General features: G+C 71.1%; 16 protein-coding genes. 10 read left to right on the top strand and 6 right to left on the bottom strand.

The genetic code is table 11. The features are described from left to right. Positions 1-72 precede the first annotated feature (72 nt). The 3 genes from fer to SM754_RS01060 all read left to right on the top strand — a co-directional run bounded on the left by fer (position 73) and on the right by SM754_RS01060 (position 2,060). Positions 73-462: a ferredoxin Fer gene (gene fer / locus SM754_RS01050; RefSeq protein ID WP_323674362.1), complete on the top strand. Its 390-nt coding sequence runs from the start codon at positions 73-75 to the stop codon at positions 460-462. A 97-nt stretch (positions 463-559) separates the two neighbouring features. Continuing rightward, the gene (hisI, locus tag SM754_RS01055) at positions 560-931 is read left to right on the top strand and encodes a phosphoribosyl-AMP cyclohydrolase (protein ID WP_323674363.1); all 372 of its coding nucleotides are present in this window, start codon (positions 560-562) and stop codon (positions 929-931) included. After that, positions 924-2,060 carry a DUF7118 family protein gene (locus SM754_RS01060; RefSeq protein WP_323674364.1) on the top strand — a complete coding sequence of 379 codons (1,137 nt, stop codon included), beginning with the start codon at positions 924-926 and terminating at the stop codon, positions 2,058-2,060. The genes hisI and SM754_RS01060 overlap by 8 nt, the downstream gene beginning before the upstream one ends. A 19-nt stretch (positions 2,061-2,079) precedes the next feature. Here SM754_RS01060 and glmM read toward each other — a convergent pair whose 3' ends face one another. Next, positions 2,080-3,444: a phosphoglucosamine mutase gene (glmM, locus tag SM754_RS01065; protein ID WP_323674365.1), complete on the bottom strand. Its 1,365-nt coding sequence runs from the start codon at positions 3,442-3,444 to the stop codon at positions 2,080-2,082. 230 nt (positions 3,445-3,674) lie between these two features. On the opposite strand from glmM, the gene SM754_RS01070 reads away from it, so the two are divergent. The 3 genes from SM754_RS01070 (at position 3,675) to SM754_RS01080 (ending at position 6,120) form a co-directional block, all read left to right on the top strand. After that, on the top strand, positions 3,675-4,532 hold the full coding sequence (locus SM754_RS01070; protein ID WP_323674366.1) for an HVO_0234 family beta-propeller protein: 858 nt from the start codon (positions 3,675-3,677) through the stop codon (positions 4,530-4,532). Between the two features lie 73 nt (positions 4,533-4,605). Then, complete coding sequence (prs, locus tag SM754_RS01075) at positions 4,606-5,454, top strand: ribose-phosphate diphosphokinase (protein ID WP_323674367.1); 849 nt, start codon at positions 4,606-4,608, stop codon at positions 5,452-5,454. Between the two features lie 129 nt (positions 5,455-5,583). Then, complete coding sequence (locus SM754_RS01080; protein WP_323674368.1) at positions 5,584-6,120, top strand: heme NO-binding domain-containing protein; 537 nt, start codon at positions 5,584-5,586, stop codon at positions 6,118-6,120. 29 nt (positions 6,121-6,149) lie between these two features. On the opposite strand, the gene SM754_RS01085 is transcribed toward SM754_RS01080, so the two are convergent. After that, positions 6,150-8,327 (bottom strand): CARDB domain-containing protein, encoded by a 2,178-nt coding sequence (locus SM754_RS01085; protein WP_323674369.1) that lies wholly within the window; start codon positions 8,325-8,327, stop codon positions 6,150-6,152. A gap of 123 nt (positions 8,328-8,450) precedes the next feature. Next, complete coding sequence (ileS, locus tag SM754_RS01090; RefSeq protein ID WP_323674370.1) at positions 8,451-11,633, bottom strand: isoleucine--tRNA ligase; 3,183 nt, start codon at positions 11,631-11,633, stop codon at positions 8,451-8,453. 119 nt (positions 11,634-11,752) lie between these two features. Here ileS and SM754_RS01095 point away from each other — a divergent pair, with 119 nt between their 5' ends. Further along, a complete protein-coding gene (locus SM754_RS01095; protein WP_323674371.1) occupies positions 11,753-11,959 on the top strand; it encodes a hypothetical protein in 207 nt (68 codons plus the stop codon). Between the two features lie 29 nt (positions 11,960-11,988). Here SM754_RS01095 and SM754_RS01100 read toward each other — a convergent pair whose 3' ends face one another. Both SM754_RS01100 and SM754_RS01105 read right to left on the bottom strand, forming a co-directional pair. After that, positions 11,989-12,753, bottom strand: a complete 765-nt coding sequence (locus SM754_RS01100) for a hypothetical protein (RefSeq protein WP_323674372.1) — start codon at positions 12,751-12,753, stop codon at positions 11,989-11,991. A 109-nt stretch (positions 12,754-12,862) separates the two neighbouring features. Continuing rightward, the gene (locus tag SM754_RS01105; RefSeq protein WP_323674373.1) at positions 12,863-13,144 is read right to left on the bottom strand and encodes a hypothetical protein; all 282 of its coding nucleotides are present in this window, start codon (positions 13,142-13,144) and stop codon (positions 12,863-12,865) included. A gap of 165 nt (positions 13,145-13,309) precedes the next feature. Between SM754_RS01105 and SM754_RS01110 the strand changes: the two genes are divergently transcribed. Beyond that, positions 13,310-13,738: an HIT family protein gene (locus SM754_RS01110; RefSeq protein WP_323674374.1), complete on the top strand. Its 429-nt coding sequence runs from the start codon at positions 13,310-13,312 to the stop codon at positions 13,736-13,738. A 50-nt stretch (positions 13,739-13,788) separates the two neighbouring features. After that, positions 13,789-14,544, top strand: a complete 756-nt coding sequence (locus tag SM754_RS01115; RefSeq protein ID WP_323674375.1) for a P-loop NTPase family protein — start codon at positions 13,789-13,791, stop codon at positions 14,542-14,544. A gap of 122 nt (positions 14,545-14,666) precedes the next feature. On the opposite strand, the gene SM754_RS01120 is transcribed toward SM754_RS01115, so the two are convergent. Continuing rightward, positions 14,667-15,182 (bottom strand): DUF7858 family protein, encoded by a 516-nt coding sequence (locus tag SM754_RS01120; protein ID WP_323674376.1) that lies wholly within the window; start codon positions 15,180-15,182, stop codon positions 14,667-14,669. A 170-nt stretch (positions 15,183-15,352) separates the two neighbouring features. Here SM754_RS01120 and SM754_RS01125 point away from each other — a divergent pair, with 170 nt between their 5' ends. Further along, positions 15,353-16,264 (top strand): transcription initiation factor IIB, encoded by a 912-nt coding sequence (locus SM754_RS01125; protein WP_323674377.1) that lies wholly within the window; start codon positions 15,353-15,355, stop codon positions 16,262-16,264. The last annotated feature ends 1 nt before the right edge of the window (position 16,265 follow it).

Consider the following 16,265-nt stretch of genomic DNA (forward strand, 5'->3'; position numbering starts at 1 on the left):
GAATCCTCCATGGTCGTTCGTGATTTCGCAAACAGCAAGGTCTTAGGGGCGTGAACTCGAACCCACGCGTTGATGCCCACGGTAGAATACCTCAACTACGAAGTACTCGACGACAACGGCTGGGACATGGACGACGACGACCTCTTCGAGAACGCCGCAGAAGCCGGTCTCGACGACGAAGACTACGGCTCCCTCGAAGTCAACCAGGGCGAATACATCCTCGAAGCCGCCGAAGCCCAGGGCTACGACTGGCCGTTCTCGTGCCGCGCCGGCGCCTGCGCGAACTGCGCAGCCATCGTCAAGGAGGGCGAGATCGACATGGACATGCAGCAGATCCTCTCCGACGAAGAGGTCGAAGAGAAGATGGTCCGCCTCACCTGCATCGGCAGCCCCGCCGCCGACGAGGTCAAGATCGTCTACAACGCCAAGCACCTCGACTACCTGCAGAACCGCGTCATCTGAAAGGTCACTCCTTTCTCTTTGACTCGCCCGTCGGCGAGCGGCGGGTGTGTCCTGTCCGAGGGAAAGACCCATGGCGCGTCCGGGGCGACTCTCGTCCATGAGCGAGGGTCTGGATATCGATTTCGGGGAGGATGGACTCGTCCCGGCGGTCGCGCAGGACGCGGATTCGGGCGAGGTGCTGATGCTCGCGTACGTGGACGAGGAGGCGCTGGATGCGACCTTGGAGTCGGGGCTCGCGCATTATCATTCGCGGTCGAGCGGTGAGCTCTGGCAGAAGGGCGGGTCGAGCGGGCACGTGCAGCGCGTCGAGGAGGTGCGCGTCGACTGTGACGCCGACGCCCTGCTCTATCTCGTCGAGCAGGAGGGTGGGGCGTGCCATACCGGGTTCGAGTCGTGCTTCCACCGCACGGTCGACGGCGACGTCGTGGGCGAGCGCGTGTTCGATCCGGACGAGGTCTACGATGAGTGACGTCGACCCGTCGGACGCGGGGGCGGCGGACGCGCTCCGGGACGCCGCCGCGGAGTTGCGCGCGGCGCGCGAGGCGGTCGCGGACCACGGCGGTCGGGAGCGCTTGGAGGCGGTCGCGTCGGCGCTCCGGGATGCGGACCGGAAGCTGGACGGCTACGAGGAGTCGGCGACGGGGACGGGCGACTTCCAGTCGTACGTGCAGTTCCAAGACGAGTTCGCGACGCTCGTCGAGGAACTCGACGACGAGCTCCCGGAGCGCGAGGCGTTCGAGGCCGCGGCCGAGCGCGTGGACAAGCGTCGGTTGAGCGAGTCGGACTTCGCGGCGGCGCGGGACGCGCTCGAGCCGGCGCGCGAGCTGGCGTCGGTCCGCGAGCGCCTGGACGCGGCGCGCGAGGACTTCGCGGACGCGCGGCGTCGCGCGACCGACCGATTGGAGGCCGTCCGGAACGGTCTCGCGGCGCGCGAGCGGTTGCTGGAGCTGGGGGACGCGGACCTGGATGCGCCCGTCGAGGCCCTCCGTGACCCCGTCGAGACGTACGACGACGCGGTCACGGACGCGTTCGCGTCGTTCCGACGGGAGGCTCGGGCGGGCGAGGTGTTCGACGTGCTCGCGGACGCCGCGGCGTACCCGCTCGTCGACGTCGACGCGCCGCCGGACGAGCTCCGCGAGTACGTCGCGGCCGCGGGCGACGACCACACCATCCCGGAGCTCCTGGAGTACGCGGACTACTCGCAGTCGAAGCTCGAGCACTACGTCGACGACCCGGGGGCGCTCCGGACGGCGGTGGGGACGCGCCGGACGTACCTCGACCGGCTCGACGGCGCCGGGTTCACGATCGGGTGGCCGCCGCCGGAGGCGGAGGTCCTCCAGTACGTGACCCGCGAGCTGCTGTCGGTCGTGCCCGGGTTCGCGGACGAGGACGTCGCGGCGACGCTCCAGTCGGTCCGCGAGCTCGCGTGGCGCGAGGACTACGAGCGCCTGCGGACCGCTGCGGTCGCGCTCGACGAACTCGGTCCCGAGGAGCGCGATAGGCTGGCGTCCGGTGCGGTCGTCGAGGCGCGCGACGCGCTCGAACGCGAGCGCGACGACCTGCGGGGGGCGCTCGACGACACGGACGACCTCGCGTGAAGAACGCTCCGAGCGGTCTCTACGCCGCGTCGCGCGCGTCGGCGAGTTCCGCGACGACGAAGTCCGCGAGCTCGTTCGCGCGCTCTTCGCTGCGGGCTTCGGCGTACACGCGGACGAGCGGCTCCGTGCCCGAGGGCCGGGCGAGCACCCACGCGTCGCCGTAGTCGAGCCGGTAGCCGTCGATGGTCGACAGGTCGGCGTCGGCGTCGGCGGCGACGGCGTCGGCGGCGTCGAGCATCGCGGTCCGTTCGGCCTCGGTGTCGTAGTCGAGGTTCCGCCGGACGTTGTGGTAGTCGTCGTAGGGGGCGACGATCTCGCTCACGGGCCGGTCGGCGACGAGTTCGAGGAAGCGTGCGCCGACGAACGCGCCGTCCCGGGAGAGCCGGTAGTCGGGGAAGAAGACGCCGCCGTTGCCTTCGCCGGCGACGGGGACGTGCTCGCCGTCGGCTTCGAGCTCCTCGATGCGCGTGATGATGTTCGTGGACCCGATGGGCGTCAGTTCGAGGTCGGCGTCGGCGTCGGCGGCGACGTCGACGAGCCGCTGGGAGACGTTCACCGCCGAGACGGTGGTGTCGCCGGGTTCGAGCTTCGCGGCGGCGAGCGCGGCGAGGGTCGCGTCGCCCTCGACGTACTCGCCGCGTTCGTCGTAGAAGATGGCGCGGTCGGCGTCGCCGTCGTGCGCGATACCGACGTCCGCGTCCGTCGACCGGACGAGCCGCCCCAGGTCCGTGAGGTTCTTCGGGACGGGTTCGGGGTCCCGACCCGGGAAGTGGCCGTCGGGCTGGGCGTTCACGGTGACGACCTTGCAGCCGAGTTGCCGGAAGAACGTCGGGCTCGTGAGGCAGCCGGCGCCGTGCCCGGGGTCGAGCGCGACCGTCAGGTCGGCGTCCGCGATCCGCTCGCGGTCCACGCTCGCGAGGAGCTCGTCGACGTAGCGGTCGCGGGCGTCGGCGACCCGCGTCTCGTCGCCCACCTCGTCCCAGGTGGCGTCCGCGAACGTCTCCCCGACGAGGACGTCCTCGACCCGCTCCAGGTCCTCGACGGCGAGTTCGACGCCGTCGGCGCCGACGAGCTTCACGCCGTTGTACTCCGGCGGGTTGTGGCTCGCGGTGATCATGACCGCCGGCACGTGCTCGTGTTCGGCGTACGCTTGCGCGCCCGGGGTCGCGACGACGCCGAGGCGGTCGACGTCCACGCCGACGCTCGCCAGGCCCGCGGCGGCGGCGTCGGCGAGCATCCGTCCGGTCGCTCGCGTGTCCCGCGCGATGGCGACGCGCTCCGCGGTCCAGGCCGTGCCCGCGGCCTTCGCGACGCGGAGGACGAATCCCGGCGTCAACTCGTCGTTGGCGACGCCGCGTGTCCCACTGGAACCGAATACCTTCATTCGTGTCCCCTCTTGCGCGGCGTCGACTAAGGGATTCCGTTACCGCTCGCGTCCGTCACGCGCTCGCAGGCCCCGGCTCGACGCCAGCGGACGACGAGCGGTCGAAGTCGCTGGAGGATGCGCGGCCGATACCGCTGAGGGATGCGCGCCCGGCGTGCGGTCGACGCCGCCGGCGACGACGGGCGTTCCCGGCCGGGGTTTGATACGTGGACGCGCCGAAGGAACGGGTGATGAGCGCGGACGAGGACATCGGGATCGACGAGAAGCGCGTGTACGATGGCGACGAGCGCGAGACGACCGTGTACGTCGCCGCGTCGACGGGCGTGGTCGCCGTGTCGGTGGTCGAGGAGCGCGTCGGCGGGTTCGAGCTCGCGGTGCGCTGTACGGCGCGGGACGTCGCGAGCGGCCCGGCGGGGCTGGCGGTCGCGACGGACGACGCCGTCCTCCTGGACGCGGGCGACGGAGAGGGGTCGACTGCCGCCGATTCTGGCGAGCGGTTCGCGCCGACGGGCTTCGGGGCGGCGTCGGCGGTCGCGGTCCACGGCGAGGACGTGCTCGCGGCGACCGACGACGGCGCGGTCTCGCGGTACCGCGACGGCGAGTGGCGCGACCTCGGCGAGCTGACGGCGGTCGCGCGGATGGACGGCGACCTGCTCGCGACCGCGGACGGCGTCTACCGCGCGCTCGACGACGCCCTCCGGCACGCGGGGCTGGCGAGCGCGACGGACGTCGCGGCCGCCGGCGTCCCGCTCGCGACGACCGACGAGGGCCTGTTCCAGCTCGGGAACGGCTGGATGGACGTCGCCGACGGCGACTTCCGGTTCGTCGCGAGCGACCCGGGGTCGGCCGACGGCCGCCTCGGGCGCGCGCACGCCGGCACCGACGAGGTGCTGTACGCGCACCACGACGGCGACTGGTCGTCGACGACGCAGCTCGAACGCCCGGTCGTGGACGTCGCGTACGGCGACACGGTGTACGCGGTGTCGGCGGACGGCCGGTTCGCCGCCGAGGGTCCGGACGGCTGGCGGCATCAGGAACTCGGCGTGCGGGACGTGACGGCGGCGGTCGCGCGGACGACGACCGACTGACGCGCTCGCCGTCAAGCGGCTGCTCTCGCGCGTAAAGAAAACGGATTTACGCGCCCGCGGCGAGGCGTCGAACATGATACTCGGTGGGTCCTGCACCCAGTCGCTCGCGGCGGCGCTCGCGAGCGAACTCGACGAGGAACTGGCGCTCGTCGACTACGAGCGGTTCCCGGACGGCGAACTGAAGGTGAACGTCGGCGACGTCGCCCCGGACCGTGCGGTCGTGGTCGCGTCGACCGCGTCCAGCGACGCGCACGTGGAGTGCCTCCAGCTGCAGGACGCGGCGCGCGAGGCCGGTGCGAGCGAGGTCGTCACGGTCGTGCCGTACATGGGGTACGCGCGCCAGGACGAGGCGTTCACCGCCGGCGACCCGGTGTCGGCGCGTGCCGTCGCTCGCGCGCTCTCCGCGAACACCGACCGCGTCCTCACCGTGAACCCTCACGAGACGGCCGTCTGCGAGTTCTTCGAGCCGACCGCGACGGCCGTGGACGCCGCGGGCGTGCTCGCGGACCCGCTCCCTGGGGACCTCGGCGAGCCGCTGTTCCTCGCGCCCGACGAGGGCGCGTGCGACCTCGCCGAGACGGTGCGGGACGCGTACGGCCACGGCGACGTCGACCACTTCGTGAAGCACCGCGTCAGCGGCGACGAGGTCGAGATCACGCCGAGCGACGCGACGGTCGCCGAACGGGACGTCGTCGTCGTCGACGACATCGTCGCCACCGGGACGACGATGAGCGAGAGCATCGCGGTGCTCCGCGAGCGCGACGCCGCGTCGGTCTCGGTCGCGACCGTCCACCCGCTGTTCGCCGCGAACGCCGTCACGAAACTCCGGCGCGCGGGCGTCTCCCGCATCGTCGGCACCGACACGCTCGAACGCCCCCAGAGCGTCGTCAGCGTCGCCCCCGCCATCGCCGAGCACCTCTGACCGCGGGACGATTCCCGTCGTCGCACCGCGAGTGCGCGTCGGGTTCCTGTCGTCAACGCGGGACTCACCCCAATCCTTTAAGATGTGGTCGCCGTACGTAGGCGACAGTCAGTCAGTCGACCACGCAACATGCACGGAATCCTCCACAAGTCACTGAAGACGTACGTCGCCGAGAACATGGGCGAAGACGTCTGGGACGACGTCCTCGAGCGCGCAGATATCGACCCGAAGCTCTACCTCCCGGTCTCGCACTACCCGGACAGCGACCTCACGAGGTCGCTGTCGGTCATCGCGGAGATGAGCGGGCACGACGAGGCGGCGGTCCAGCGGGACTTCGGCGCGTTCCTCGCCGCGGACCTGCTCTCGACGTTCAAGGCGCACGTTCGCGACGACTGGACGACGTTCGACCTCCTCAGGAACCTACCCGGCATCTACGAGCAGATAGAGGCCCAGAACCCGGAGACGACCACGCCGGACGTCGCGACCGAACGCCTGACCGAGGGGACCGCGGTCGTCGAGTTCCGGTCCGACCGCGACCTCTGCACGCTCGGCGAGGGCATCCTCGTCGGCGTCGCCGACGCGCTCGACGACCCGTGCGAGGTCACCCAGGAGTCGTGTACGCGCGACGGCGAGGACCACTGCGAGTTCCACGTCGAACGCACCTAGACGCGGCCGGCGCGAGGGCGAACGCGGAGCTAGCCGCGCGCTCGACCGACGGCAGCCCCCGCGAGCGCCGCAAGCGCGGCGAGTGCGGCGCTCGCACCGAAGCCGGGAACGGGGAGCGACGGCTCGGTCGCACTCGCGTTCCCGGGTTCGGACGTGGCCGTGGCCGCCGTCCCCGTCACCTGGACGGTTACGGTCGTGTCGCGGACGCTGACGACGCGCTCGCCGGGGTCGGCGAACGACACGGCGTACGTCCGCTTGACGCTCGACTCCGCGGGCACGACCACGGTCTCGTTCGCGAGCACCTCGCCGTCGAGCGTCACCGGGACGACCACGCGCCCCGGTACGGGCGCGTCGTTCCGCACCGAGAACGACAACGTCACCTGGTCGCCGGCCGCGACCGTCGTCGGCACCGAGACGTCCTCGACGGTCGGTGACGGCGGTCGGACGACCTCGACGGTGAGCGTCCGACCGCCGACGCGCACCCGGTACGTGCCCGGCGCGTCGAACGCCCGTTCGAACGTGACCGTCGTCGACGCCCCCGCGGCGAGCTCGCCGTCGCGGGCCGCGACGCGCTCGCCGTCGACGCGCATCTCGGTCGCGTACGTGCCGGCCCGCCAGCCGACGTTCGCCACCGTCGCCGTCACGGAGAGCGTCTCCCCGGTGACGACCGTCGCTCGCGTCCGCCCGAGCGTCCGCTCGCCGTACGACCCGGACGCCGCGACGCCGTCCACCGGCACCGAGACGTCGAACACGGGCGGTTGCACGCCGAAGTACCGCTCGTGCGTGCCCGCGTCCCACGTCTCCGCGGTCCGGTCGCTCCGGGTCAACGCCGCCGCGTACTCGCGGACGTCGCCGCCGCCGGCGTCCCCGACCGCGTCGAGTATCACGTCGTTCGACACCGCCCCGTCGCGCTCGTTCAGCGCCCGGAACACCGTCTGGAACGACGCGGACGAGTTCGTGGACTCGCGCACGGCCAGGTCGACGGCGCCGGTCGCGAGCGCGCCCTTCAGGTAGTTCGCGCCGCCGCTCCACGTCTGCGGGAACGCCAGGACGTCGTCGTCGTACCGGTCGCGCTGGCCGCGCGCCAGCTGCTCGCGGAACGCCCCGTAGCTCGCCAGTCCCTGCTCGTACGCGAGCAACGCCGCGTAGTAGTCCGCGGTCGCCTCCGTCACCCACCGGCCGCTGTCGCTCGTTTCGAACGCCTGGCGCGTATGGACGTACTCGTGGAGCCACACGCTGTCCGGTGACTCGACGGGCGACCCGGCGAGCACCCACGCGTCGTCCTCGCCGTACTGGAGGCCGGCGACCTCCCAGTCGACGTCGTCGGGCGCGGCGACGACGAACACCGACTCGCTTCGCGCGTCGACGCGGAGGGCCTCGCTCGCCGCGACGAGCGATCCGAGGACCGCGTCCGGCGTCGCGTTCAACTCGGCGCGCTCGGGGACGACGAGCTCGAAGCGCTCATCTCGTCCGTCGGCGGCGTACCGCTCGACGGGACCGAGGTACGCCATCTCGCCGCCGGTCGCGCCCGGCCCGTCGACGACCGCCTCCTTCTCCAGTCCGACGTCGTCGGCGCCCGTCCACCGCCAGCGCGTCCCGACGCGCGGCACCTGGACGAGCGCCCACGACCCGGCGTCCACGAACACGTACCCGTCGTCGCTCGCCGTCCCGTCACCGCCCGCGCGGGTGGCCGCCGCGAGACCGCGGGCTCCGTCGGAGACGGCGCGACGGCCGCCCGACGTCTGGTTCGCGTCCACGCGCAACTCGAGCGTCGGCGTCGACGTGGACTCCGTCCACGCGTACGTCCCGTCGCCCTCCCGCTCGAAGCCGTCGGCCGCCACGACCGTCGAGTCCTCGCCGACCGACATCTCGAGGCGCGTCACCGCCGACGGGACGTCGTACCGCACCACCGCCCGCACCGACCCCGGCTCGTCGGGCGTCAACGACAGTTCGACGACGCGCCGGATGGTCTCCGCAGACGCGCCCGCAGAAGCGGCACCGACCTCCGACGCACTCGCCCGGGGCTCGACGGAGTCGGCCGCGGACTGACCGACGTCACCGGTTCGCGCGTCGACGGACTGTGGCGACACGGGCGTAGCGGCTCGCGAATCGACGGACTGCGGCGACGCGGGCGCACCGACACCGGCGGTTGCGACCGCTGGGAGCGAGACGACGAGGACGACGACGAGCGCGAGCCGACGGAACACACCCGTCGTTCGGTCGGTCCGGAGAAGACTCTTGTCCCGACCCGCCACCGCTCGCCCGTCGCCGTCGGCCCCAGCGGGTCGACCGGGTCCGGCGTCGGCGACTGCCTCGACTGGTCGGCCGGGTCAGGCCTCGGCTTCGGCGACCGGGTCGAGCGCGATAGTGACCGTCGTTCCCTCGACGTCCCACTCGCGGGTCGTGCCGTCGACGTCCGCGTCGAACGTCGCGCGGGTCTCCTCGGCGACGAGGTCGCGGTGCCGGTCGACCAGGTCCGCGATGCGGTCGTCGGAGATCTCGACGTGCAGGCGCACCTGCTCGTCGACGTCCAACTCGAGGTCCTTGCGCATCTCCTGGACGCGCCGGATGACCTCCCGCGCGTACCCCTCGCTCTCGATGTCCTCGGTGAGCGTCGTGTCGACGTACACGACGCCTCTCGTGTCGCCCTCGACCTCGAACGTCGACCCGGCGACGCTCTCGGGCGTCTCCGACTCGAACGACACCATCGACTCGCCGAGGTCGGGTTCGCCGACGACGTCACGGAGCGCGTCGAGGTCCTTCGCGTCGAGCCGCGCGTCGTTCAGCGCCTGCATGACCTCGCCCGCGCGGTCGCCGAACGCCGGCCCGAGCTCGCTCATGTCCGCGCGAGCGGAGTACGCGAGCTCGCCCCACTGCTCGTCCGGGTCGACGAGCTCGACGTCGCGCGCGTTCAACCGCTCCGCGAGCAGCGACGCGTGACGGTCGACGGCCTCGTACGTCCGCTCGTCGTTCGGCGCGACGACGACGCGCGTCACCGGCCAGCGGAGCTTCCGGTCGGCCTGCTGGCGCGCGTTCGCACCCGCCTCCTCCATCGCGCGCAGCGCCTCGACGTCCGCCTCGAGTTCCGCGTCCACCCACGTCTCCTCGACCGCGGGCCAGTCGCGCATGTGGACGGTATCGAACCCGCTGTCGCCCGTGAGCGTCCCGTACATCTCGTCCGCGACGAACGGCGCGTACGGCGCGAGCAACGCGACGACCTCGTGGAGGACCTCGTAGGTCGTCGCGTAGGCGGCGAGCTTGCTCTCGCTGTCGTCCTCCTCCCACACGCGCTCGCGGATCGCCTGCACGTAGAACCGCGACACGTCGTCGACGACGAACGACAGGAGCGCGTCCAGCGCCTTGTCCGGCCGACGCGCCTCCCAGTGTTCGGTCATCTCGCGCTTCACGGACTGGAGGCGCGCGAGTACCCACTCGTCGACGAGGCGCGTGTCGAGCTGCGCGAGGTCCTCGTCGCCCGGGCGGAAGTCGTCCATCTCCATGTACGGCAGCGGGAACCGGAAGACGTTCCAGAGGATGTTCAGGTCCCGGGAGACGTTGTCCATGCCGTCCCACGAGAACTTCATGTCGCTCCCCTGCGGGTTCTGACTGAGGAGGAACGCCCGCATCGGGTCGACGCCGTAGTCCTCGATGACCTCCTGCGGGTCGACGAGGATGCCCTTGGACTTGCTCATCGTGCGGCCGTCGGGCATCAGCGCCCACCCGTGCATGAGCACCTCCTCGTAGGGAATCTCGCCGAACGCCGCCGTTCCCATGCCGAGCTGACTCCAGAACCACCCGCGGGTCTGGTCGTGGGCCTCCATGATGAGGTCGGCGGGCCACAGCTCGTCGAACTGCGAATCGTCCTCGGGGTAGTCGAGCGTCCCCCACGAGGCCACCGACGAGTCCAGCCAGACGTCGAACACGTCCGGGACGCGGGTCGCCTCGGCGCCGCAGCCCGCGCAGTCCATCGTCAGGTCGTCCACCGTCGGCTTGTGGAGGTCCACGGCCGTCGGGTCGACGTCCTGGTGGACGCGGTCGGCGAGCGTCTCGCGCGTGTCGACGACGTTCAGGTGCTCGCACTCGTCGTCGTCGCACGTCCAGATGGGGATGGGGATGCCCCAGTAGCGCTGCCGGGAGACGTTCCAGTCCGGGGACCCTTCGACGAAGTCCTTGAAGCGACTGTCGCGAGCGTCGCTCGGATGCCACTCGGAGTCCTCGATGTTCGCCAGCAGCTCGTCCTTGATGTCGCTGACCGTGATGAACCACTGGTCGGTGACGAGCCGGACGATGTCGGTGTCGCAGCGCCAGCACTTCCCCTCGCCCTCGACGAGGTAGTTCTCGTCGTGCGCGAGCAGGAACCCCTTCTCGTCGAGGTCAGCGATGACGTCCGCGTTCGCGTCACGCACGAACGTCCCGGCGTACTTGCCGCCGCCGTCGCCGTAGCAGCCGTCGCTCCCGACCGGACAGAAGATCTCCAGGTCGAGTTCGCGGCCGCGCTCGAAGTCCTCCTCACCGTGCCCGGGCGCGGAGTGCACCATCCCGGACCTGTCCGTGGCGTCCGCGTACTCGGCGGTGTATACTTGGCCGGCGCCCTCGCCCTGCGGGTGGTCGGGGACCTCCTCGCCGAGCGGGTGCTCGTACTCCATGCCGACCAGCTCGTCGGCGTCGCGCTCCTCGAGGACCTCGTAGTCCTCGTACCGGGCCGCCGACAGGACGTCCTCGACCTGGCTCGCCGACACCCACAGCACGTCGCTCTCGCCGCCCTTCTCGGCGCGGACCTTCGCGTACTCGCCGTCGGGGTCCACGGCGACGAACGTGTTCGCGGGGATCGTCCACGGCGTCGTCGTCCAGACGACGAGGTTCCCCTCCTCGCCCACCAGCGGGAACCGCACGTAGATTGCCGGCTTGTGGACGTCGTGGCGCTCGACCTCGTTGTTCGCGATCGCGGTCTCGCAGCGCGGACACTGGTTGATCGACCGCTGGCCCTGCTCGACGAGCCCGCGCTCGTGGGCCTTCTCGAACCCGAACCACGCCGCCTCCATGTACTCCGGCTCGACGGTCTTGTAGGGGTTCTCCCAGTCCATCCAGACGCCGAAGCTCTGGAAGTCCTCCTGGAGCCCCTCGAGCTGCTCGTCGGCGAAGTCCTTGCACTCCTCGATGAAGTTCTCGACGCCGAACTCCTCGATGTCCTTCTTGTTCTCGAACCCGAGGTTCTCCTCGACGCGCGTCTCGATGGGGAGCCCGTGCATGTCGTAGCCCGGACGGTCGGTGACGTCGAACCCCTGCATCGTGTAGTACCGGATGAACGCGTCCTTCAGGGTCTTGTTCCACGTCGTCCCCATGTGCGCCGCACCCGAGGTGTACGGCGGGCCGTCGACGAAGAAGAACGTCTCCTCGCCCTCGCGGTGGCGTCGTGTCTGCTCGTAGGCGTCGACCGCGTCCCAGTGCTCGAACACGCGGTCCTCGACCGCGTCGGGGTCGTACTGGTCCGCGACCTCCTCGAACCGTTCCATATCCGCGCTAACTCCCTCCGTCACTAAAGTGGGTTCGGTCCTGCAGGCGGAGACCGGACGACCGCAGCGCCACGCGAACCTCCACTGGGCTTGATATGATTCCTCTACGAAAGGTTGGTATGAACGCGACACTGTCGTCGTTCTCGACGGAGGAGGCCAGCGCGGTGGTCGTCGTCGCGACCACCGTCGCCGCGATGGCGTGGTTCGGGACCGACCTCGCCGGAGTCTCGCGTCTCGCGACGACTGGTCTCTCGTTCGTCGTCGCGGCGGTCTCGATGCTCGTCGGTCTCCACGTCCTGTCGCGCAGGCGACGAGCTCGTCGGTGACCGCGCGCGGCGACCGCGACCCGTCGCCGTCAGGTCGCGATACGCTCCCCGATGAACCCGCCGACGTACGAGCCGACGAGGGCGGGGCCGACGAAGTACAGCGTCGCGACGGCGGCGACGACGAGCGTGACGACCGAGCCGGCGACCGCGATCGCGACGAGGACGACCGCCACGACCACCGTGAGGAGCGCTTCGACGAGCGCGCCGTTCAGGAGCGCGAACACGGCGGGCCAGAACATGAAGAAGAGGACGCCCAGGCCCATCACGGCGACGGTCGGGAGCGACAGCCCGAGGCCGAGGTCCATCTTGAAGTCGTCGTCGGCGTCGAGGTCGTCGGCGACCGACGGGTACAGTAATCCAGCGAGGAACGACAGCGCGAGCGTCGCCGCGGAGATGTACACGATGTTCCCGGGGCCGCCGACGTCGAGCGTGTCGATGACGTACCTCCCCGTCGGGTCGAACTCGAGCAGGGGCTGTGGGCCGACGAACAGCAGGCCGACGGCGACGAGCGCGAACGGCGCACCGAGCTTCAACCCGAAGTCCATCGCGGGCCCGCCCTCGTACTCGTCGTCCTCGTCCTCGCCGGTGACGGCGTCCGCGAGGCCGCCGTCGTCGTCACCCTCCGAGAGCAACTGCTTGATCTCGGCGGCGTCGTCGTCGGTGCCGCCGTCGGTCCGGAGCCGCCCCTCGTCCGCGTCGCCCAGCTCCGGGTCATCCACGTCGCCGTCCACCTCCGCCCCTTCGTCCACGTCCGTGTCGTCCACGCGTCCATTCACCGATAACCACCCTGACATGGTTCCAGACGAATCCCGGTCGAATGATAAACGTTCCGGACGGGGGGTCTCCAGTCACGTGCCACGAACCGCCCGTTTCCGACCACGTCCCTCGTCCGTCGTCGGCCACTCACTCGGCGTCGTCGACCACGACCTCGTAGACCTCGTCGCCGCTGAACACCGTCATCGTCGACTCGTCGTCGTCCCCGTACGCCCGGCGAGCGCCGGCATCGGGTTCCCGTCGAGCGTCGTCGTCGGTTCGCTCGTCGCCGTCGGTCGTCTCGCCGCTATCGTCCGCGCGTCCGCCCTCGTCGTCGCGACGCCGCCGGAACACCGACGGTGGTCGTCCGTCCCCCCGTTCCTCGCGCACCGACTCGTCCCCCGACTCGTCGGCGAAGATGCTCGAACCCATTCCCTGTAAGCGGACCGACAGACGGGACGGTTAGGAACGTTCTGGCTGTATATCCAAGGGATGGCGTCGGGACGAGCTGGTACCGGATGGCCTTGCCGTCACCTCGCCAGCGACCGCTGACGGCTACGGGTAATCTTCATACGGCCGCCGGACGACGACACGGACATGAGCGAGGACTGCATCTTCTGTCAGATCGTCGCGGGCGACATCCCGAGCCGGACCGTCTACGAGGACGACGACGTGCTCGCGTTCCTCGATGCGAACCCGCTCGCGCCCGGGCATACGCTCGTCATCCCGAAGACGCACCACGAGACGCTCGGCGACCTCCCCGCGGACGCCGGCGAGAGCGTGTTCGCCGCCCTCCACCGCCTGACGCCGGTCGTCGAGAACGCCGTGGACGCCGACGCGTCGAACGTCGCGTTCAACAACGGCGAGACCGCCGGCCAGGAGGTCCCGCACGTCCACGGGCACGTCATCCCGCGGTTCGAGGGCGACGGCGGCGGCCCCATCCACGCCATCGCCGGCGCCCGACCCGACCTCGACGACGACGAACTCGACGACATCGCCGCACGCATCGCCGGCGACGCCACGTAATCGCGCTTTCGTTCACGAGGTTTATCAGTGAAAGCGACCGAACTGGAGGTATGAGTACGCCACGTTCGGTCGCGGTCGTCGGCGCCACCGGCGGTGCGGGCGCGACGCGACTCGTCGTCGAGACCGCCGCCGTCCTCGCACGCGACGGCCGCGACGTCGCCGTCTTCGACGCCGCGTTCGCCACGCAACGACTCGCTCAGTACGTCCCCGGCGACGTCGACGTCGACGCGACCCGACTGCTCACGGACGACGCGGTCGCACCGAGCGAGTCGCTCGTCGACCTCGACGTGGACGCACCCGGCCGCGTCGCCGCGTGCCCCGTCCGCGCGTCGTTCACCGAACTCGCCGACGCGAAGACCGCGGACGCCGCCGAACGCTTCGACGCCGTCGTCCGCGAGACAGCCGACGCCTTCGACCACGTCCTCGTGGACGTCCCACCGGTCGCCGCGAACCAGCACGTCGCCGCGGTCACCGCCACCGACCGCGTCGCCGTCGTCGCCCCCGACGGACGCCGCGGCGCGGACGCACTCCCGCGCGTCCGCGACCGCCTCCGCGACCTCGACGCGGCCGCACCCGGCGACCTCGTCGTCGCGAACCGCGTCGACGACCCGCCCGTCGTCGCGGACCCCGCGGTCGCGGTCCCCGAGAGCGACGTCGTCGACCCGACCGACACCCCGGTGAGCGACACCGCGACCGGCGCGTTCCCGAGCGCGGTCGCCGCACTCGCCGAGCGCGCGTTCGACGTCGAACTCGACGTCGACCTCGAACCGACCGGCGTTACCGCTCGGCTCTTCGGCGCGGAATAACCGACTCTCCAGGTGGAGTACCCGCTTCTTCGGCGCGGAATAACCGTCTCTTCGAGACCCCAGTAACCGCCGTCCAGGTCGACGCGCTCGACCGGGCGACCGTTCGCGACGACCGCTGCGTGCTACGGCCGGTTCTCGCCGTCCGGCATCGTCGCGTCGAGCGCGTCGCGTTTCTCGACGCTCGCCGTCCGCTCCGCGGCGAGCGCGCCCTCGACGACGTCGCGCGCCCCGTCGATGGCGTCGTGGGTCGCCACGTACGTCGCGAGCGCGAACTCGGCGTCCGACAGCGACAGCAATCCACGAGCGTCCGCTCGCGACACCCGGCCCGCGAGGTGATCCTCGAGCACGCGCTCGCCGGTCGCGCTCACCGGCGACAGCCCCGCGAATCCGAGTCGATGCAGCGTCTTCGCGGCCGTCATCGGCGCGACGCCCGCGTCGTGGCCGGCGGCGTCGACCGCCGCACCGCCGACGTACGCCTCCGCGACCGCTGCTGCGGCCACGGGCTTGCAGGGCAACGCCGCGGCGAACTCCGCGAGCGCGTCCCCCAGAACGGCGTCCGTGGCGTCGACGCTCGCCACGCCGCGCTCGTCCTGCTCGGTCGTCGTCGACAGTCCCGCCGCGATGTCGGCCAACCCCATGCCAGCACGTACGTCGCTATCGGGGTTTAAACCATCGCATACGTGAGCGTATCTAACGCCGGTCCGGACGAGGAACGTACCGGAATCCGGTACGTTCGACGCGTCGCAGTAGGGTGATTCGCCCCGCGACCACCTGCAGTTAAGTAAGGGTTCGCGGCGAACGTTCGAGTATGGGAACGACAGTCTGCCCCGAGTGCGATGGCGCCGTTCGACCGAGCGACGACGAGTCCGTCTGCACCGACTGCGGCCTCGTGGTCAGCGCCGACCGCGTCGACCGCGGGCCCGAGTGGCGGAGCTTCGACGACGGCCCCGCGGACGGCAAGCGAACGGGCGCGCCGCTGACGCGCTCTCGGCACGACCGCGGACTCTCCACGACCATCGGGCACGGGAACGATACGCGCCTGACGGGCCGGAAGCGCCGTCGCGTCGCGCGGATGCGTCGCGAGCACGCCAGAGCGCGCATCGCGACGAAACGCGACCGGAACCAGGTGTACGCGTTCACCGAGGTCCGCCGCGTGGTCGGCGCGCTCTCCCTCCCCGAGTCCATCCAGGAGTCCGCGTGCACGCTCTTCGAATCGGCGCAGAACGAGGACCTCCTCAAGGGTCGGTCGCTGGAGGGGTTCGCCGCCGCAGCGGTGTACGCCACGTGTCGCGTCCGGTCTCTCTCCCGGACCGTCGAGGAGATCGCCGCGGTCGCGCGCGCCGACGAACGCGAACTCCGCGTCGCGTACGACGCCCTCAATCGCGACCTCGGACTCCCCACCGGCCCGGTCGACCCCCGCGAGTACCTGCCGCGGTACGCGAACGCCCTCTCGCTCCCCCAGCGCGTCGAGGGGCGCGCGACCGACCTCGCCGCGACCGCGGTCGACTCCGGGCTCGCCACGGGGAAGAACCCGAGCGGCGTCGCCGCGGGCTGCCTCTACCTCGCCGCGACCGAGGCGGGCGTCGACTGCACGCAGGCCGCCGCCGCCGACGCCGCGGACGTCTCGCCGGTCACCGTCCGCCACACGTACCAGGCGCTCGACGAGCGATGCGACGAACCGGCCGGCGACGGCGTCTCACCCGCGCCCGCGGACGACTGAC

The sequence above is a fragment of the Halorubellus amylolyticus genome (assembly GCF_034808145.1).
Lineage (GTDB): Archaea > Halobacteriota > Halobacteria > Halobacteriales > Natrialbaceae > Halorubellus.

Bases quoted from the DNA above. Each gene is read 5' to 3' on its own strand.
- fer (WP_323674362.1), top strand. From the start codon at position 73: ATGCCCACGGTAGAATACCTCAACTACGAAGTACTCGACGACAACGGC.
- hisI (WP_323674363.1), top strand. From the start codon at position 560: ATGAGCGAGGGTCTGGATATCGATTTCGGGGAGGATGGACTCGTCCCG.
- SM754_RS01060 (WP_323674364.1), top strand. From the start codon at position 924: ATGAGTGACGTCGACCCGTCGGACGCGGGGGCGGCGGACGCGCTCCGG.
- glmM (WP_323674365.1), bottom strand. From the start codon at position 3,444: ATGAAGGTATTCGGTTCCAGTGGGACACGCGGCGTCGCCAACGACGAG.
- SM754_RS01070 (WP_323674366.1), top strand. From the start codon at position 3,675: ATGAGCGCGGACGAGGACATCGGGATCGACGAGAAGCGCGTGTACGAT.
- prs (WP_323674367.1), top strand. From the start codon at position 4,606: ATGATACTCGGTGGGTCCTGCACCCAGTCGCTCGCGGCGGCGCTCGCG.
- SM754_RS01080 (WP_323674368.1), top strand. From the start codon at position 5,584: ATGCACGGAATCCTCCACAAGTCACTGAAGACGTACGTCGCCGAGAAC.
- ileS (WP_323674370.1), bottom strand. From the start codon at position 11,633: ATGGAACGGTTCGAGGAGGTCGCGGACCAGTACGACCCCGACGCGGTC.
- SM754_RS01095 (WP_323674371.1), top strand. From the start codon at position 11,753: ATGAACGCGACACTGTCGTCGTTCTCGACGGAGGAGGCCAGCGCGGTG.
- SM754_RS01100 (WP_323674372.1), bottom strand. From the start codon at position 12,753: ATGTCAGGGTGGTTATCGGTGAATGGACGCGTGGACGACACGGACGTG.
- SM754_RS01105 (WP_323674373.1), bottom strand. From the start codon at position 13,144: ATGGGTTCGAGCATCTTCGCCGACGAGTCGGGGGACGAGTCGGTGCGC.
- SM754_RS01110 (WP_323674374.1), top strand. From the start codon at position 13,310: ATGAGCGAGGACTGCATCTTCTGTCAGATCGTCGCGGGCGACATCCCG.
- SM754_RS01115 (WP_323674375.1), top strand. From the start codon at position 13,789: ATGAGTACGCCACGTTCGGTCGCGGTCGTCGGCGCCACCGGCGGTGCG.
- SM754_RS01120 (WP_323674376.1), bottom strand. From the start codon at position 15,182: ATGGGGTTGGCCGACATCGCGGCGGGACTGTCGACGACGACCGAGCAG.
- SM754_RS01125 (WP_323674377.1), top strand. From the start codon at position 15,353: ATGGGAACGACAGTCTGCCCCGAGTGCGATGGCGCCGTTCGACCGAGC.